Origin of the sequence: Rheinheimera sp. D18 (assembly GCF_004345025.1) — a bacterium.
Classification (GTDB): Bacteria; Pseudomonadota; Gammaproteobacteria; order Enterobacterales; family Alteromonadaceae; genus Alishewanella; species Alishewanella metallidurans.
The window spans coordinates 2,316,645-2,331,807 of sequence record NZ_CP037745.1 but is presented as its reverse complement, the minus strand read 5'-3'; the positions used below and the strand labels follow the sequence as shown (position 1 = coordinate 2,331,807).

The 15,163-nt window shown below is 43.0% G+C and carries 7 protein-coding genes; 2 read left to right on the top strand and 5 right to left on the bottom strand.

The genetic code is table 11. The features are described from left to right. Positions 1-2 precede the first annotated feature (2 nt). The 3 genes from aceK to gltB all read right to left on the bottom strand — a co-directional run bounded on the left by aceK (position 3) and on the right by gltB (position 7,712). Entirely contained in the window at positions 3-1,742 is a 1,740-nt protein-coding gene (aceK, locus tag E0Z06_RS11000; protein WP_132584634.1) for a bifunctional isocitrate dehydrogenase kinase/phosphatase, read from the bottom strand. An 87-nt stretch (positions 1,743-1,829) separates the two neighbouring features. Beyond that, positions 1,830-3,242 (bottom strand): FAD-dependent oxidoreductase, encoded by a 1,413-nt coding sequence (locus tag E0Z06_RS10995; RefSeq protein WP_132584632.1) that lies wholly within the window; start codon positions 3,240-3,242, stop codon positions 1,830-1,832. Positions 3,243-3,251: 9 nt separating this feature from the next. Beyond that, a complete protein-coding gene (gene gltB / locus E0Z06_RS10990; RefSeq protein ID WP_132584630.1) occupies positions 3,252-7,712 on the bottom strand; it encodes a glutamate synthase large subunit in 4,461 nt (1,486 codons plus the stop codon). Positions 7,713-8,328: 616 nt separating this feature from the next. Between gltB and E0Z06_RS10985 the strand changes: the two genes are divergently transcribed. Together E0Z06_RS10985 and E0Z06_RS10980 are read left to right on the top strand one after the other, a co-directional pair. Next, positions 8,329-10,179, top strand: a complete 1,851-nt coding sequence (locus E0Z06_RS10985; RefSeq protein WP_243695498.1) for a cyanophycinase — start codon at positions 8,329-8,331, stop codon at positions 10,177-10,179. Positions 10,180-10,206: 27 nt separating this feature from the next. Continuing rightward, positions 10,207-12,495: an ATP-binding protein gene (locus E0Z06_RS10980; protein WP_132584628.1), complete on the top strand. Its 2,289-nt coding sequence runs from the start codon at positions 10,207-10,209 to the stop codon at positions 12,493-12,495. Between the two features lie 4 nt (positions 12,496-12,499). Here the strand turns inward: E0Z06_RS10980 and arcA are convergent, their stop codons facing one another. Further along, positions 12,500-13,207 carry a two-component system response regulator ArcA gene (arcA, locus tag E0Z06_RS10975; RefSeq protein WP_132584626.1) on the bottom strand — a complete coding sequence of 236 codons (708 nt, stop codon included), beginning with the start codon at positions 13,205-13,207 and terminating at the stop codon, positions 12,500-12,502. Positions 13,208-13,406: 199 nt separating this feature from the next. Beyond that, positions 13,407-15,029 carry an ATP-binding protein gene (locus E0Z06_RS10970; RefSeq protein WP_132584624.1) on the bottom strand — a complete coding sequence of 541 codons (1,623 nt, stop codon included), beginning with the start codon at positions 15,027-15,029 and terminating at the stop codon, positions 13,407-13,409. Positions 15,030-15,163: the final 134 nt, after the last annotated feature.

Here is a 15,163-nt window from a genome sequence, read left to right as displayed (position 1 = left end):
AGTTAACCTTGTGTTTCGTTGTAATGATGATAAAAGCGGATCTTGTCGGGATAAGGAAAAATGTCTTCTACCACACCGCTGCGAATATTGTGTTGTTTTTCGCGCCAATAAGCCGCGTCTAATAGCTCTGGGTGCTTGCTAAACAGCAACTGTTTAATTTGTGGTTGCGGTGTCACAAAGGTGGCCATTTGCTCTGGAAATACATCACCCGGTGCCGCGCAAACAATGCCTTCGGCAAATAGTGCATCTTCATAGTTGTCGGTTTTGGGAAAGCGTCTAAAGTTTACATCCAGCATATATTGTACTTCGTCGTAGTCATAAAACACCACGCGCTTATGTCGGGTTACGCCAAAGTTTTTTAATAGCATGTCGCCTGGAAATATATTGGCGCCTATCATCTCTTTAATCGCTTTGCCGTAATCGTCCATAATGTGGGTTTTTTCTTCTAAAGACGCCTGTTCTAGGTATAAGTTAAGCGGAATCATCCGCCGCTCTATGTATAGGTGTTTAATAATAACTAGGTCGTCTTCTATACACATTGATTCAGCAATAGTCTGCTGTAGTTCCGCTAATAGCTCTGGCGAAAAGCGGTTTTTCGGTAGGGCGACATAAGAGTATTCAAGAGTATCGGCCATGCGGCCAACTCGGTCGTGCTTTTTTACCAGTAAATAACGAGCTTTTACTGTATCGCGGCCAAATTCTTTACTTGGCGCAAATTTATCGCGAATAACCTTAAATACGTATGGGAAAGACGGTAACGTAAATACCATCATTACCATACCTCGCACGCCTGGTGCAGCGACAAACTGATCATTGCTGTTATGCAAATGATTAAGCAATTCACGGTAAAACTCGGTTTTACCTTGTTTGTGTAATCCTATTGCAGCATATAACTCGGCTAAGGTTTTATGTGGTAGCAGCTCGCGTAAAAAATGCACTAATGCTGATGGCACCTGTGTTGCTACCATAAAGTACGCGCGCGAAAAACCAAATATAATGGTCATCTGCTTAGTATCGGTGACTAAGGTATCAATAAATAGGCCTGCACCTTCGCGGTGTAGTATCGGGATAATAAAGGGTTGTTGGCCATTAGGTGTTACCGCACGGCCGACAATATAAGCGGCTTTATTACGATAAAATACCGATTTTAATATATCAAAACGAATTTGATATACCGGCTGCTCGCCATGTGCTGACTGCGTAACAAAGCTTTTCACTATTAAGCGGATATCTCGGTCAAGGTTAATAAAGGGCGTAATAAAACCAAAGCTAGCAACGATATTGCGCAGCGTTTGTTTTAAGCCATCTTGTGATGGGAAATAACTGTCGTATACCGATGCTATCGGTGCCGGTAAATGTTGCTTGCTGAGGGTGGACTCAACAAAAATGTTTTGATTATGAAAGTACTTGCGTTCAAACAGCTGACAAAAAACTGAGTTATAAAAGGTTTCAGCTAATTCCGCTTGCGGATGAAAGGCTAAAAACTCGATGTAATGCTGCTTAACTTGCTGCCATAGCGTTTCATTTAAACATTGTGAGGGTAATGCTGTAGCAAGCTGAGCAATGGCTTCAATAACGCGTTGATCGTAAAACGAGATCCGCTCGGAACTGTCTTGCTGAAATGCGCGCCAGTCGGCCAGCTCAAACCGCTGTTTAGCTTTAGCGGTTATGGCTTGAAATAAATTAAAATGCCGACGAAAGCCTTTAAGAATAATTTCAGCTATTTGTTTTGCTTGGCTCATTCCGTCTAGACATCCTGTGTGTTTCTACTCGTTAACAGACTGCAGCTATAGTAGAGTTTTAGCTTCGGTAAAACCTAATTATTTTGGTTAAACCTGTAAGTAATCTAAGATCCCCTCTGCGGCTTTACGTCCTTGGGCAATAGCAGTAACCACTAAATCAGAACCTAATACCATGTCCCCACCAGCGAAAATTTTCTGCTGGTTGGTTTGCATCGCATAGGTGCTTTTTTCGTTAGCGATAACACAGCCTTTGCTATCTAGCTCAACACCTAAATCAATTAACCACTGCGGTGGGCTAGGCGCAAAGCCAAACGCAATAATTACTGCATCAGCAGCGAGTATTTGTTCTGAACCAGGCACGGGTTGTGGGCTGCGTCTACCTTTACTATCTGCTTTACCCAATGCGGTGGTTATTACTTTTACGCCGTATACTTGGCCGTGGTCATTAAGCTCTATGCCTAAGGGTTGTAAATTAAATAAAAACGTTACGCCTTCTTCGCGGGCATTTTGTACTTCTTTACGTGAACCTGGCATATTGGCTTCGTCACGCCGATAAGCACAACTAACTTGTTTTGCCCCTTGCCGAATGGCGGTGCGCACACAGTCCATTGCGGTATCACCGCCACCGAGCACGACGACGGTTTTGTTAGCTAAATTGATATAGTCATGCCCAGTTTGCCAACCCATTAGCTGGTTAATATTGCCAATTAAAAATGGTAAAGCTTCATATACGCCGTTGGCTTGCTCATTGATCAGGGCGCCTCGCATTGGTGTATAGGTGCCTAAAGCTAAAAATACCGCATCGTATTCAGCTAGTAAACTATCGAAGTTTACATCAATACCAACGTGGGTATTTAAGCGAAACTCTATGCCCATTTCGCTAAAAATACTGCGGCGTAATGTTAATACTTGTTTTTCTAACTTAAATGGCGGTATGCCAAAAGTAAGTAAGCCGCCTATTTCTGGATAGCGGTCAAATACCACGGGCGTTACGCCATTGCGAATTAACACGTCGGCACAGGCTAAGCCGGCAGGGCCCGCACCAATTACCGCAACGCGGTGCTGCGTTTTAATTACGGCAGATAAATCCGGTCGCCAGCCCATTTCAAAGGCCTTGTCGGTAATGTATTTTTCGATACTGCCTATAGTTACAGCGCCAAAACCTTCATCTAGGGTACAAGCACCTTCGCATAGGCGATCTTGTGGGCAAACTCTGCCACATACCTCTGGTAAGCTATTGGTTTTATGTGCTAGTTCGGCGGCTTCAATAATCTTGCCTTCGTTAGCCAGCTTTAGCCATTGAGGAATATAATTGTGTACTGGGCATTTCCATTCGCAATATGGGTTACCACAATCTAGGCAGCGATCGGCTTGGCCTGCTACCTGAGTGCTGGTCATGGGTTGGTAAATTTCGACGAACTCAATAGTGCGTTCGCTGTGTGAGCGTTTTGGCGGATCAATCCGTTTTACGTCGATAAACTGGTATACATTTTGTGCCATTACGCCTCCCTACATTGCTTGTACGCGCAGCTCAGCGGATGAGCGCGCGCGGTGTCCTAGCAAGGTATTTACATCGCTAGTTTTAGGTTTTATCAGCTTAAATTGACTTAAATAGTGGTTAAAGTCGTTTAAGATTTTGCGCGCTTTCTCGCTATTTGTTTGCTCTACATGTTGGTGCAGTAAGCTGCGTAAGTGCTCTTGTAATATCGGCATGCTTACGTCTAGCGCTTCAACTAATTCAGGGTTTAAACGCAGTGCTAAATCTTGCTGTTCATCTAATAAATAGGCAAAACCACCTGTCATGCCTGCGCCAAAATTAACACCGGTCCCGCCAAGTACTACTACTACACCGCCGGTCATGTACTCGCAGCAGTTATCGCCAGTGCCTTCAACTACCGCTAAAGCGCCAGAATTACGCACGGCAAAACGTTCGCCTACTTGTCCAGCTGCGTATAAACGGCCACCGGTAGCGCCGTATAAGCAGGTGTTGCCGGCAATGGTAAAGCCGTTTTTGGCAAATGGGCTGCCCTTATCTGGATAAATAGCAAGTTGGCCGCCGGTCATACCTTTACCCACGTAGTCGTTGGCATCGCCTTGCAACGACATATGCAAACCGCCGGCATTCCATACCCCAAAGCTTTGGCCTGCTGTGCCGGTAAAATGTGCTCGAATAGGATCGGTTGCCATGCCTTGATTTCCGTGTTGGCGGGCAATAAAGCCAGAGAGAGTTGCGCCTACCGAGCGGTCAGTATTGCGAATGCTGAGGTTAAGTGTGCCACCGGTTTTATGCAGTACCATTTGTTGGCAATGCGCTAGTAGCTGCTGATTTAACGCGCCTTGGTCAAATGGCGCGTTGTTTTGCACACAGTACAAAGGCTTATCAGATTGCACCGCGCTGGCTTGCAGTATTGGTGTAAGATTAAGTTTTGCCTGCTTTGGTGTTTGGCTGGCTTTAATCCGGAGTAAATCGGTACGGCCAATTAGTTGGGTAAGCTCAGTTACGCCCAGTTCTGCCATTAAGTTACGCACGTCAAACGCTAAAAATTTAAAGTAGTTCATCACCATTTCGGGCAAGCCATTGAAATGGTCACGACGCAACGTTTCATCTTGAGTCGCTACGCCGGTAGCACAGTTGTTTAAATGGCAAATACGCAAGAATTTACAGCCCAGCGCGACCATTGGGCCTGTGCCAAAGCCAAAACTTTCAGCACCTAAAATGGCTGCTTTGACTACGTCTAACCCCGTTTTTAGACCACCATCAACTTGTAAGCGCACTCGATGGCGCAAGCCGTTTTCGACTAAGGCTTGATGCACTTCAGCTAAGCCCAGCTCCCATGGGCTTCCCGCATATTTTACCGACGACAGAGGGCTGGCGCCGGTGCCGCCATCGTAACCGGATACCGTGATTAAGTCGGCATACGCCTTAGCCACACCCGCGGCTATGGTGCCAATGCCAGGTTCAGACACCAGTTTTACCGAAATAAGTGCCTGCGGGTTAACTTGTTTTAAATCGAAAATAAGCTGAGCTAAATCTTCAATAGAATAAATATCGTGGTGTGGCGGTGGTGAAATAAGTGTGACACCTAGTACTGAATAGCGTAAACGGGCTATTTCAGCAGTCACTTTTTCACCGGGTAATTGGCCGCCTTCACCCGGTTTTGCTCCTTGTGCCACCTTAATTTGTATTACCTCTGCATTAACTAAGTAATGCGGAGTTACCCCAAAACGGCCTGAGGCGACTTGCTTTATTTTAGAGTTTTTTTCGGTGCCAAACCGGCGCGGATCTTCACCACCCTCACCAGAATTAGAACGGCCCCCTAAACGATTCATGGCAATAGCAAGCGCCTCATGTGCTTCAGGGCTTAATGCGCCAATAGACATTGCAGCGCTATCAAAGCGAGCATAAAGCTGTTGCTCAGTTTCTACTTGCTCCAGAGGTACTGAGGTTTTGCTGTGAAGCTTAAATAGGTCTCGCAAATGCGTGATCGGTCGCTCGTTTACCGTTTTACTGTATTCTAAATAGTGTTCATAGTTACCCGAACGCACGGCTTTTTGTAGTGTTTGCACTACATCGGGGTTATAGGCATGGTACTCACCGTCGTGTACATATTTTAGTAAACCGCCATGGTTTAATGGCTTGCGCTTTAACCAAGCTATATTGGCTAGTTGTTGGCTGTCTTGCTGAAAATCAGTAAAATCTGCGCCTTCAATCCGAGAGGGAATATCGGTAAAGCACAGCTGCATTACCGTTTTGGCTATACCTACAGCCTCAAATAAATTAGAGCAACGATAGCTAGCAACCGTCGAAATGCCCATCTTCGACATGATTTTGTATAAACCTTTATTTATACCTTTGCGGTAATTTAGTACGGCTTGCCGGGCGGTTAAGTTAATCACGTTTTTTTCTACTAATTGTTCTACTGTTTCATAAGCCATAAACGGATAAATGCCGGTGGCGCCCAAACCAATTAACACGGCAAAATGGTGCGGGTCGCGGGCTGATGCGGTTTCAATAATAATATTTGAATCGCAGCGTAGTTGAGCAGCAACTAGCGCATGTTGTACCGCACCTACTGCCATAGCTGCCGGAATAGGTAATAAATGCGGCTTAATTTGCCGGTCTGTTAGAATAACTAGCACCACATTGTTATGGCGCACTGCGTCAATGACATCGGCACATAACTGTTGTATCGCTTGTTGTAACTGTTGCTGCGCTGGGTCGAAATTTAGCGAAAAAATGTGATGTTTGTAGTGTATGGCATCAGCCTGCTTTAACTGCTTAAGATCGGAATACATCATCACTGGCGATTCAAACTGAATGCGGCGTGCATACCCTGCAGTTTCTTTAAACACGTTATGTTCATGGCCAATACTTGTGGCTAACGACATCACGTGCGCTTCACGCAATGGGTCAATTGGCGGATTGGTTACTTGGGCAAACTGTTGGCGAAAATAATCGTATAACGTGCGCGGCTTACGCGAAAGTACGGCCATTGGCGTGTCGTCGCCCATGGAACCAACGGCTTCTTGGCCATCTTTGGCAAGCACAGTAATGATTTGATCTATTTCTTCATAACTGTAGTTAAACAGTTTGTGATACACCAGCATGTCATCGTCAGTAAAAACACGTTTACCAATTAGGTCGGTTTCATAGTGCTCGTAAGGTATTAAACGTTGTACGTTACTATCTAACCAATCGCGATAGGGATGCCTTGCCATTAAATTATGATCAATTTGTTCTGAGCGCCAAATTTTGCCTGTAGTCGTATCTACCGCTAGCATTTCGCCTGGGCCAACGCGGCCTTTTTCTACTACTTCATCCGGCGAGTAATCCCAAATGCCGACTTCAGAAGCAAGGGTAATTAACTTGTCGCGAGTAATAACAAAGCGGGCCGGGCGCAAACCGTTGCGGTCGAGATTACACGCAACATGCTGGCCATTGGTCATCACAATACCGGCTGGGCCGTCCCAGGGTTCCATGTGCATGGCGTTAAATTCGTAAAACGCTTTTAAATTATCATCCATTACGCGGTTAGCTTGCCAAGCTGGAGGCATTAATAAACGCATCGCACGAAATAAGTCCATCCCGCCGGCTAAGAGCAGCTCTAGCATGTTATCTAGTGAACTTGAGTCAGAGCCCGTTTGACTAACAAAGGGCGCGGCATCTTGTAAGTCAGGTAGCAACGGCGAGGCAAATTTATATTGGCGCGCGCGTGCCCATTGCCGATTACCGGTAATGGTATTAATTTCGCCATTATGTGCCAAAAAGCGAAATGGCTGTGCTAACTGCCAGCGTGGCATAGTGTTGGTAGAAAATCGCTGGTGAAACACGCAAATAGCGGTTTCCATTCGAATGTCGGCTAAATCGAGAAAATAACGTGGTAAATCGGCTGGCATCATTAAGCCTTTAAATACCGTTACCAGTGATGAGAAGCTGGGAATATAAAAGTCGCTATCGTCAGACAATTGTTTTTCAATACGCCGCCGCGCCATAAATAATCGGCGCTCTAAATCGTGATCTGTCCAACCATGTGGCGCATTTACAATAATCTGCTGCATGTTAGGCATAGAGCTAAGCGCTAGAGGGCCAAGCACCGTGCTGTCTATTGGCAAGCTACGCCATGCGACCAAGCTTAGGGTTTCACTGACAATTTCTTGTTCAATAATATTTTTTGCTAGTGCGGCTTTTACTGGGTCTTGGCTAAAAAAAATCATGCCAACACCGTATTTTTCGGCAAGATGCCAGCCTTGCTCTTGAGCAATAGCGCGAAAAAAACTGTCGGGTTTTTGCATTAACAAACCGCAGCCATCGCCAGTTTTTCCATCGGCGGAGATACCACCACGGTGCTGCATGCGATCAAGGCCGCTAATTGCCGTTCTTACTATGCGGTGGCTTACAGCGCCTTCTAAGTGTGTAATTAAACCAAAACCACAATTTTCTCGTGCTTGGTTGTGTTGGTACAACGCCATAAAGTATCCCTCTTGAAACTTTCAGTATAAATATGCGGTTAAAGTGGTTTTTTATTCGTTATGGCGATTTTGCTTTTGGTTGAAATAAAATAACGAAATATTATTTCTCAAGCCGATTGCACAGTATAGAAATACTAAATACTTTTAGCCGTCTAAACGTAAGTAATCTATGTTTATCTGCATTTAAGTGATAAGTCAAGCATAGTGGCCAACAGATATTAGTACTTTTTTATGAAGCTTAAATTATTAAAAAATGAAAATTAATTACATGAATTGACAATATTCTTGCTATTTATACCTAGTTTATCGCGATGAGAATTGATGATTTTAATTCAATTCTATCTCTATGTTTTTTCTGTATTTGTATTTTTATGCACTTTTGCTGTTGTCGCCGTGCGTAAATAAGTAGATAACTTAGCGTGTGGGAATAATTAGAATTTAAACAGTGGATATAACCGCGTAAACCTGCAGTTAAAATGAATAAAATATAGCTTATCGGCTAGGTATAATTGGCAAATAAGTCAATACAGGATAATCTATGCACAGTTAAATTTATGCTTGCTATCTTGTTTATTGGTAGTAAAGCGCATTAGCGCTAAATATAAGAAAGAAAACAATGAAAATACTCGGCTTGTATTTATCTGCAGCTCTACTCGCTTGCACCGCGTCTGCAGCAAATGTAAAAGACACGAAAAAATCTCCTGACTACACTATGGTTTTAGTTGGCGGAGGACTGAATGTTTGCAGCTCTATGCATCCACGTAATTGTGCTGAGGCTGATACTTTTACTACAGCAGCTAAATCTGCAGATATGTTTGCGGTATTGCCAGAGCAGCTAACTAGTATTGCTAATAATGCAATCTGGGGTGAAGAGCGGGTGATTGAACAGCAACAAACATTGGCGGTGCTTGAATTTGTGCGCAGCAAAGTAAATGGCGATCGTTTAACTGAACGTGATTTACTAAGGCTGTGGCGTTCAGCCGAAATTGAAATAGACGGTATCTGGGTGTCAGGCCGAGTTAACTATAGTGCTTTAACCGATCGTGAGCGCAATTTTGTTCTCGACCAACTGCAGGTGATATCAACTGTTGAAAATAGTTCGCGGCGCAACAGTGCTAACGTACGACAAAAAGAATATGCAAATTTAGCAAAAACCAAAGATGCGTTTACCGTCGAAATTTACCATAAAATTATTGAACTGGCACAGCAAGTAGCTGGAACACAGCGTAAACCGCGCATTCTAGTGATTACTGCAGCAGAGCGAGATCCCTTTGCCTCGGTAGATTTTTATACTAATTTATTTGAAGAAGCGGGGGCCGAAGTGAGCTGGTTTCCGTTAAATGCGGCATATCAGGCCGCACAGCATATCGAAGTTGACAACAAAGCCAGTTGTGATCAATTACCGCAATACTTAGCGGCTTATCATGGTACATATCAGCGCAGTCGAGTTTACCCAGATTTAGCAAAAGAATTAGAGGCTTTCTGCAAAAAAGGTAGCCAAGCTGCAGTAGAACAAATTCGTCGTTCTGACGCGATTTTCATTACTGATGGTGATCAAAGTTTAGCGTTACAAGCGTTTCGTCAACCTGACGGCACGGCTACCGCTGAACTAAAACAAATTGAAGCCATGTTGGCGGATGGTAATATTATTGTTGCAACAAGCAATGCTGGTACTGCACTGATGGCTGGAGGCAGGTATCAGGGGCATAGAACGCCAATGATAACTAACGGTGATAGCTATAATGCGATGCAGTTTGGGGCTTTTGACTTGGCGGCGCCACAAAGTGGCTGTGATAAAGATCAAAGCTGCGCCAATGGTTTATCGGAGAACCACCTTACTTACTCCGCTGAGGGTGGCTTAGGTTTGTTTCCTTGGGGCGTGCTTGATACGCAATTTTCTGAGCGCAGCCGTCAAGGGCGATTAATTAGGTTACAAAATGATAGCCAAACCCGTTTTGGCTTTGGTATTGATGAAACAACTGCACTATTAGTGTCGCTTGGTCAGAGCGATACTGCAGCAGAAGTAACAATGGAAGTAATAGGTGCTGGCGGTGTTTATATTGTCGATAACGAGAAAACGCTTAGCTCTGGCGAAGGCGCGGCAATTAACCTTAGTAAGATTAATACCCATTACTTAACTCGCGACGATAAGCTGGAAATAAAAGATGGGATTTTACGTACCCGTTTTGCTGAGTGGAAGTTTGCACCTAATAATAACCAAACACCGTTACTGTACTCTGGCGACCTGTTTGAACGCGATAACTACCGGCAGCTAGCTAATCTGCTTTGCGTCACGCAAAGCCAACAGGCAACAGCAAAGACGGTACGTGTTGGCCAGGGCTATACCGCACGTTTATATAAAGACTCGTCGTCATATGCTCGCCAAGGTGCATTTCGTCTAAATGGTACTGAGCTGCAATATTGCTCATACCGCAACATGATATTGGATATACAACCTGCGAACTAAAAATTTACGTCATAAGGTGAACCCCTAATGCAAGGCCCAGTTCATCCCCAAATTAAAACCTTCGCAAGTTGGATTAAACACTTGGGTAAATTAAAGCTGGCATTACTATGTCAGCTTTTGTTTTTGTTATTGGCGGTGTTTGTCAGCGCAGTGCTGGGCATAGTTATTAGCAATCATGTTGATTGGAGCTATGTTAAAGGCGCTGTCGCAGTTGCAGCAGTGTTTGGCCCCATTTTTATCGCGTTTTTATTTTATTTAGTGCTTCATCTTGATGCAGCACTGTTTTATTTGGAAGATTCTGCTCGTCAAGAACGTTTATTAAATGAAGGCATGCAGGATAATATTCGCCAATTAAACTTTGAAATAGAAGAACGTAAAAAGGCGTTTCAGGCAAAGCGGCGCGCGATTGATGAATTACGTAAAGAAATCTCTGAGCGAAAAAGAGCACAAATAGAATTAGAAGAGCAAAGTTTACTTATTCGCTCAATTGTCGATAGCTCTCCTGACTTATTTTACTACCGCGATGAAACCGGGCGTATTGTTAGCTGTAATAAAATGTTTGAAGTTATTATGGGTAAGTCGGCAATAGAGCTAATTGGCAATTATCCGGCCGAGCTTTACACTGAAGACAGTGCGCAGTCGGCTATTTTAACCGAGCACGAAGTTAATATGCAGCTGTCTGAACTGACGTTAGATGTGGAGTTTGTTAAAGACGATGGCGAAATAATCTGGTTTGAAATGCGCAAAGTGCCATTTTATGACCGGCATAACCGTTATATTGGCTTACTTGGTTTTGGTCGCGACATTACGTCACGTAAGCTAGCCGAGCAAGCATTAGAAACTGCTTACCAAGATAAGGGTAAGTTTATTGCTACGCTAAGCCACGAGCTTAGAACGCCGCTGAATGGCATTGTTGGTTTAAGCCGGCGTTTGTTAGAAAGTAAATTAACTCTGCAGCAAAATGGCTGGGCTAACACTATCTTTAGTAGTGCTGAAACCTTAGGTAATATTTTCAACGATATTATCGACTTAGATAAAATTGACCGCCAAGATCTTGATATTGTTTACCAAACTATTTCCTTTGAGCAATTTATTAATGATATCGCGAACTTTGCTGAGTTGCTTTGCCAGCAAAAAGGTTTGCAGTTCAATTTAAGCTGTAAAGGGCCACTACATGTGTATTTATGGTTAGACCCAACGCGCTTACGCCAAGTATTGTGGAACTTAATAAATAATGCCGTTAAGTTTACCGCGGCGGGTAGTGTGAGCTTATGTTGTCAGCTAGATACGGCGGGTAATAAATTACAGTTCTCGGTGCGAGACACTGGCATTGGTATCGCAGCAACTGAGCAAACACATATTTTTGATATGTATTACAAAGCCTCTGATGGCAGGCGTTTAAGCATGATGGGCTCGGGTATTGGTTTATCGGTGTCAAGAGCACTGATGGAAGCGATGCAAGGCAGCATCCGTGTCAGCAGTGAATTAGGAGCGGGGAGTTGTTTTAGTATTGAACTGCCAACTGAGATCAAGCAGCCAGAGCAACAGCAGCAGATAGAATGCCCAGCGCTGACTATTTTATTGATTGAAGATGTGCCATTAAATGCTGAAATAGCCATAGCTTTATTAGAGCAGCGCGGGCACACGGTAATTCATGCTGAAACTGGAGAAGATGCAATAGCACTGCTAGAAACCGAAGACGATCTAGATTTAGTCTTACTAGATATGCAGTTACCCGATATGAATGGTGAGCAAATAGCGAGCTACATACGGCAGGAGCCTCATTTGGCGGCACTACCTATAGTGGTATTAAGTGCAAATGTGCGTAAAGCTGAGCAGCAACTGCAAAATATCCATATTGATGATGCGCTAGCAAAGCCGATTAATACTGAAAAATTGGATGCTATGTTAGCGCGGTTGTTTTCACCTAGCGCGGTAAGGTTGCAGAAAATTAATGTTGTGTCGGCAGATACTAGTGAACAAGTATTGGATTTGGTGATACTTAACGATTACCTAAACTCTTTGGGCAAGGATGCTATGCGCCGTAGCGTGCAGTTATTTTCGCAGTTATTGCCTGGGTATATAAATAGACTAATGGAAACGGCTGTACAGCGGCAACAGCATGATTTTCAAGAGGCAGCACATAAGCTTAAAGGCGCAGCAGCTTCAGTTGGATTATTGTGGGTGCAGCAACAAGCAAAAACATTTGAGCAAGAGACGATAAATTGGCAGGGTGTAGAGGGGCAACTGGTCGATTTTCACTTAAAAACAGAGCAGCATGTCGCTGCTCTATCTGAGTATATAAACCAAGCGTAAAGGTTTACTTTTCTAGCTTACCAACAAAACGGTAGCCTTCGCCGTGAATGGTGCTAATTAACTCTGGGCTTTCAACATCAGACTCGAAATGCTTACGGATACGGCGGATAGTAACGTCAACCGTACGGTCATTTGGGCGTAAATCACGGCCAGTCATATGACGAATTAATTGCTCACGCGTAAAGATTTTACCCGGTGTGTCTAACATTAAACGCAAGGCGCGATATTCGCCTTTAGGCAAACGACGAGCGACGCCTTTAGGTGAGGTTAAATTGCGGCTATTTTCATCCAGCGTCCAACCGTTAAACTTAACTATACTCTTGTGATCTTCCACCACAGGCTGTGCCACAGTGCGGCTTAACAGGTTGCGGGCACGAATAGTTAATTCACGTGGGTTAAATGGTTTGGTTAGATAATCATCTGCGCCAATTTCTAAACCTAAAATGCGATCTACTTCACTGTCGCGACCCGTCAGGAAAATTAAAGCAATGTTCTCTTTTTGGCGTAACTCCCTCGCCAAAATTAAACCATTTTTGCCTGGCAGGTTAATATCCATCACGACCAGATTTACCTTGTTTTCGGTAAGTTTTTGATTCATTTCTTCGCCATTTACAGCTTCAATGACATCGTAGCCTTCGCCTTGAAACAGGCTAACAAGGTTTAAACGGGTCACTTCTTCGTCTTCAACGATAAGAATCACAGGTGTTTGCATTGGAGTTAAACCTTATGTTAATTTTGTTAATTAAATAACATATTACTGTTTTATAGATGACGTCGAATTGTCAAATAATGAACGATTATAACCATAGGTCCAATTGTTAACAAGTTTTTTGTTAACAATTGGCGTTTTATAACATTAGGGTTTGAGCTTCATTAAAAATTGATTTAATTAAGGCACTGATTTGTAGGTTTTATTTTGTTTTAACAATTACAGGAAAGTCGATTTGAATTCTAATTCCATGGCCTAAAGTACTTTCAATATTAACTTTACCGTTGAGCGCTTGCGTTACTAGGTTGTACACTAAATGTAGACCTAAGCCACTGCCGCCTTCCCCGCGTTTAGTGGTAACAAAGGGGTCGAATATACGTTTTTTAATAGATTCTGGTACACCTACGCCATTGTCAGAATACACCAGCTGGCAGTTGTTGTTAGTAACTGTTATATCAATGTTTATTTCACCTTGTTCAATATTGTCAAAAGCATGAATCAGGCTGTTCATTATTAAATTTATAAGAATTTGATTAATGGGTCCTGGCTTGCTGTCTATTACTAGCTCTGCGGCACAGTTAACCACAACCTGATGCTGAGTTTTTTTCAGGTTAGGCTTAAGTGAAAGCAGCACCTCGTTAATTAATTGCAGCATATTAAACTGGCGTCGGTTTTGGTTAGATTGATCGACAGCAACCTGTTTAAAGCTGGAAATTAAGCTAGCCGCACGCTCTAAGTTGCGATAAATAATGGCTAAATTTTCTTTACTATCTGCTAAAAATTTAGCTAATTGCGATGATGTGAGCTTTTTGTCTTCAAACGCTGTTTGAACATCGGTTAGTTTGTCTTGCAGCAAGGTTGATGCAGTAACCCCTAAACCAATCGGCGTGTTTACCTCGTGTGCGACGCCAGCGACCATCTGACCTAAGCTGGCCATTTTTTCAGTTTCGACAATCTGGCTTTGATACTGATGTAAGGTGGCTAGTGTATTAAGCAACTCTTGGTTTGATGTTTTAAGTGCGTCGGTACGTAAGGTAATTTTTTGCTCTAAGCTTTGGGTTAATTGCTTATTTTCTTGCTCTGCTTGTTGTAGTTTACTAATTTGTTGTTCAAAGCGGTCTAACATGATGTTAAATGCGCGGCTAAGTAAATTATATTCATAAATAAAGACTTTGGGCGCGCGCATTTGATAGTCTTTTTCTTTAGATACTTTTTTCATCACCTGCAGTAAGGTTTCGATCGGTTTGGTGAAGCGACGTTGTAACCGAGAGCTGATAAAAAAAGCACTAAGCAGTGCACAAAGCGCAATAAGTATATCCAGTAAAACACGAGTTTGAATATAGTCATTTAACTCATCCTGACTGGCTCTGATATAGACATAGCCAATAATTTTATCGTCATTTATGATGGCTTTACTTAATTCGACATAGTTGTTACTGATAGAGGGCGTAAGAAATTGTTGTACTCTATTAAATTGTACCGGAAACGGGCCTACACCATCTCGATTATAACTAGCAAAAAAACGTAGTTGGTCGGACTCTAAATCTTTACTATAAATATGGATGTTGTGCAGAATATCTACTGCTTTAAATGATTTAAGGCGATGATCCTCTGTGTCTGTGTCCGCTCGTAAAATACTGTTTCTGGCGTTAAATGTAATAATGCTAATATAACCTTGCAGCTGTGCCACTAATTTTTTACGTTGCAACTTAACATCTTGTGTTGTGGATATGATCATTGCTAAACATAAGGTTAGGCTGCAGATAAGCATAATCACCCAGATCAGTGCACTTTTAATTGAAGTGGTTTTATCTATTGCAATCATTTAGTTATCTCAGCCAATTTGACTAGCATCTGATGCTAGCGATTAGTACTGATGTTATGCACATTAATGAAATTTAGCAAACAGCACTGGAAAAATTAGTAAAGCGGTTTATAGTTGAAACACTTGTTAGTACT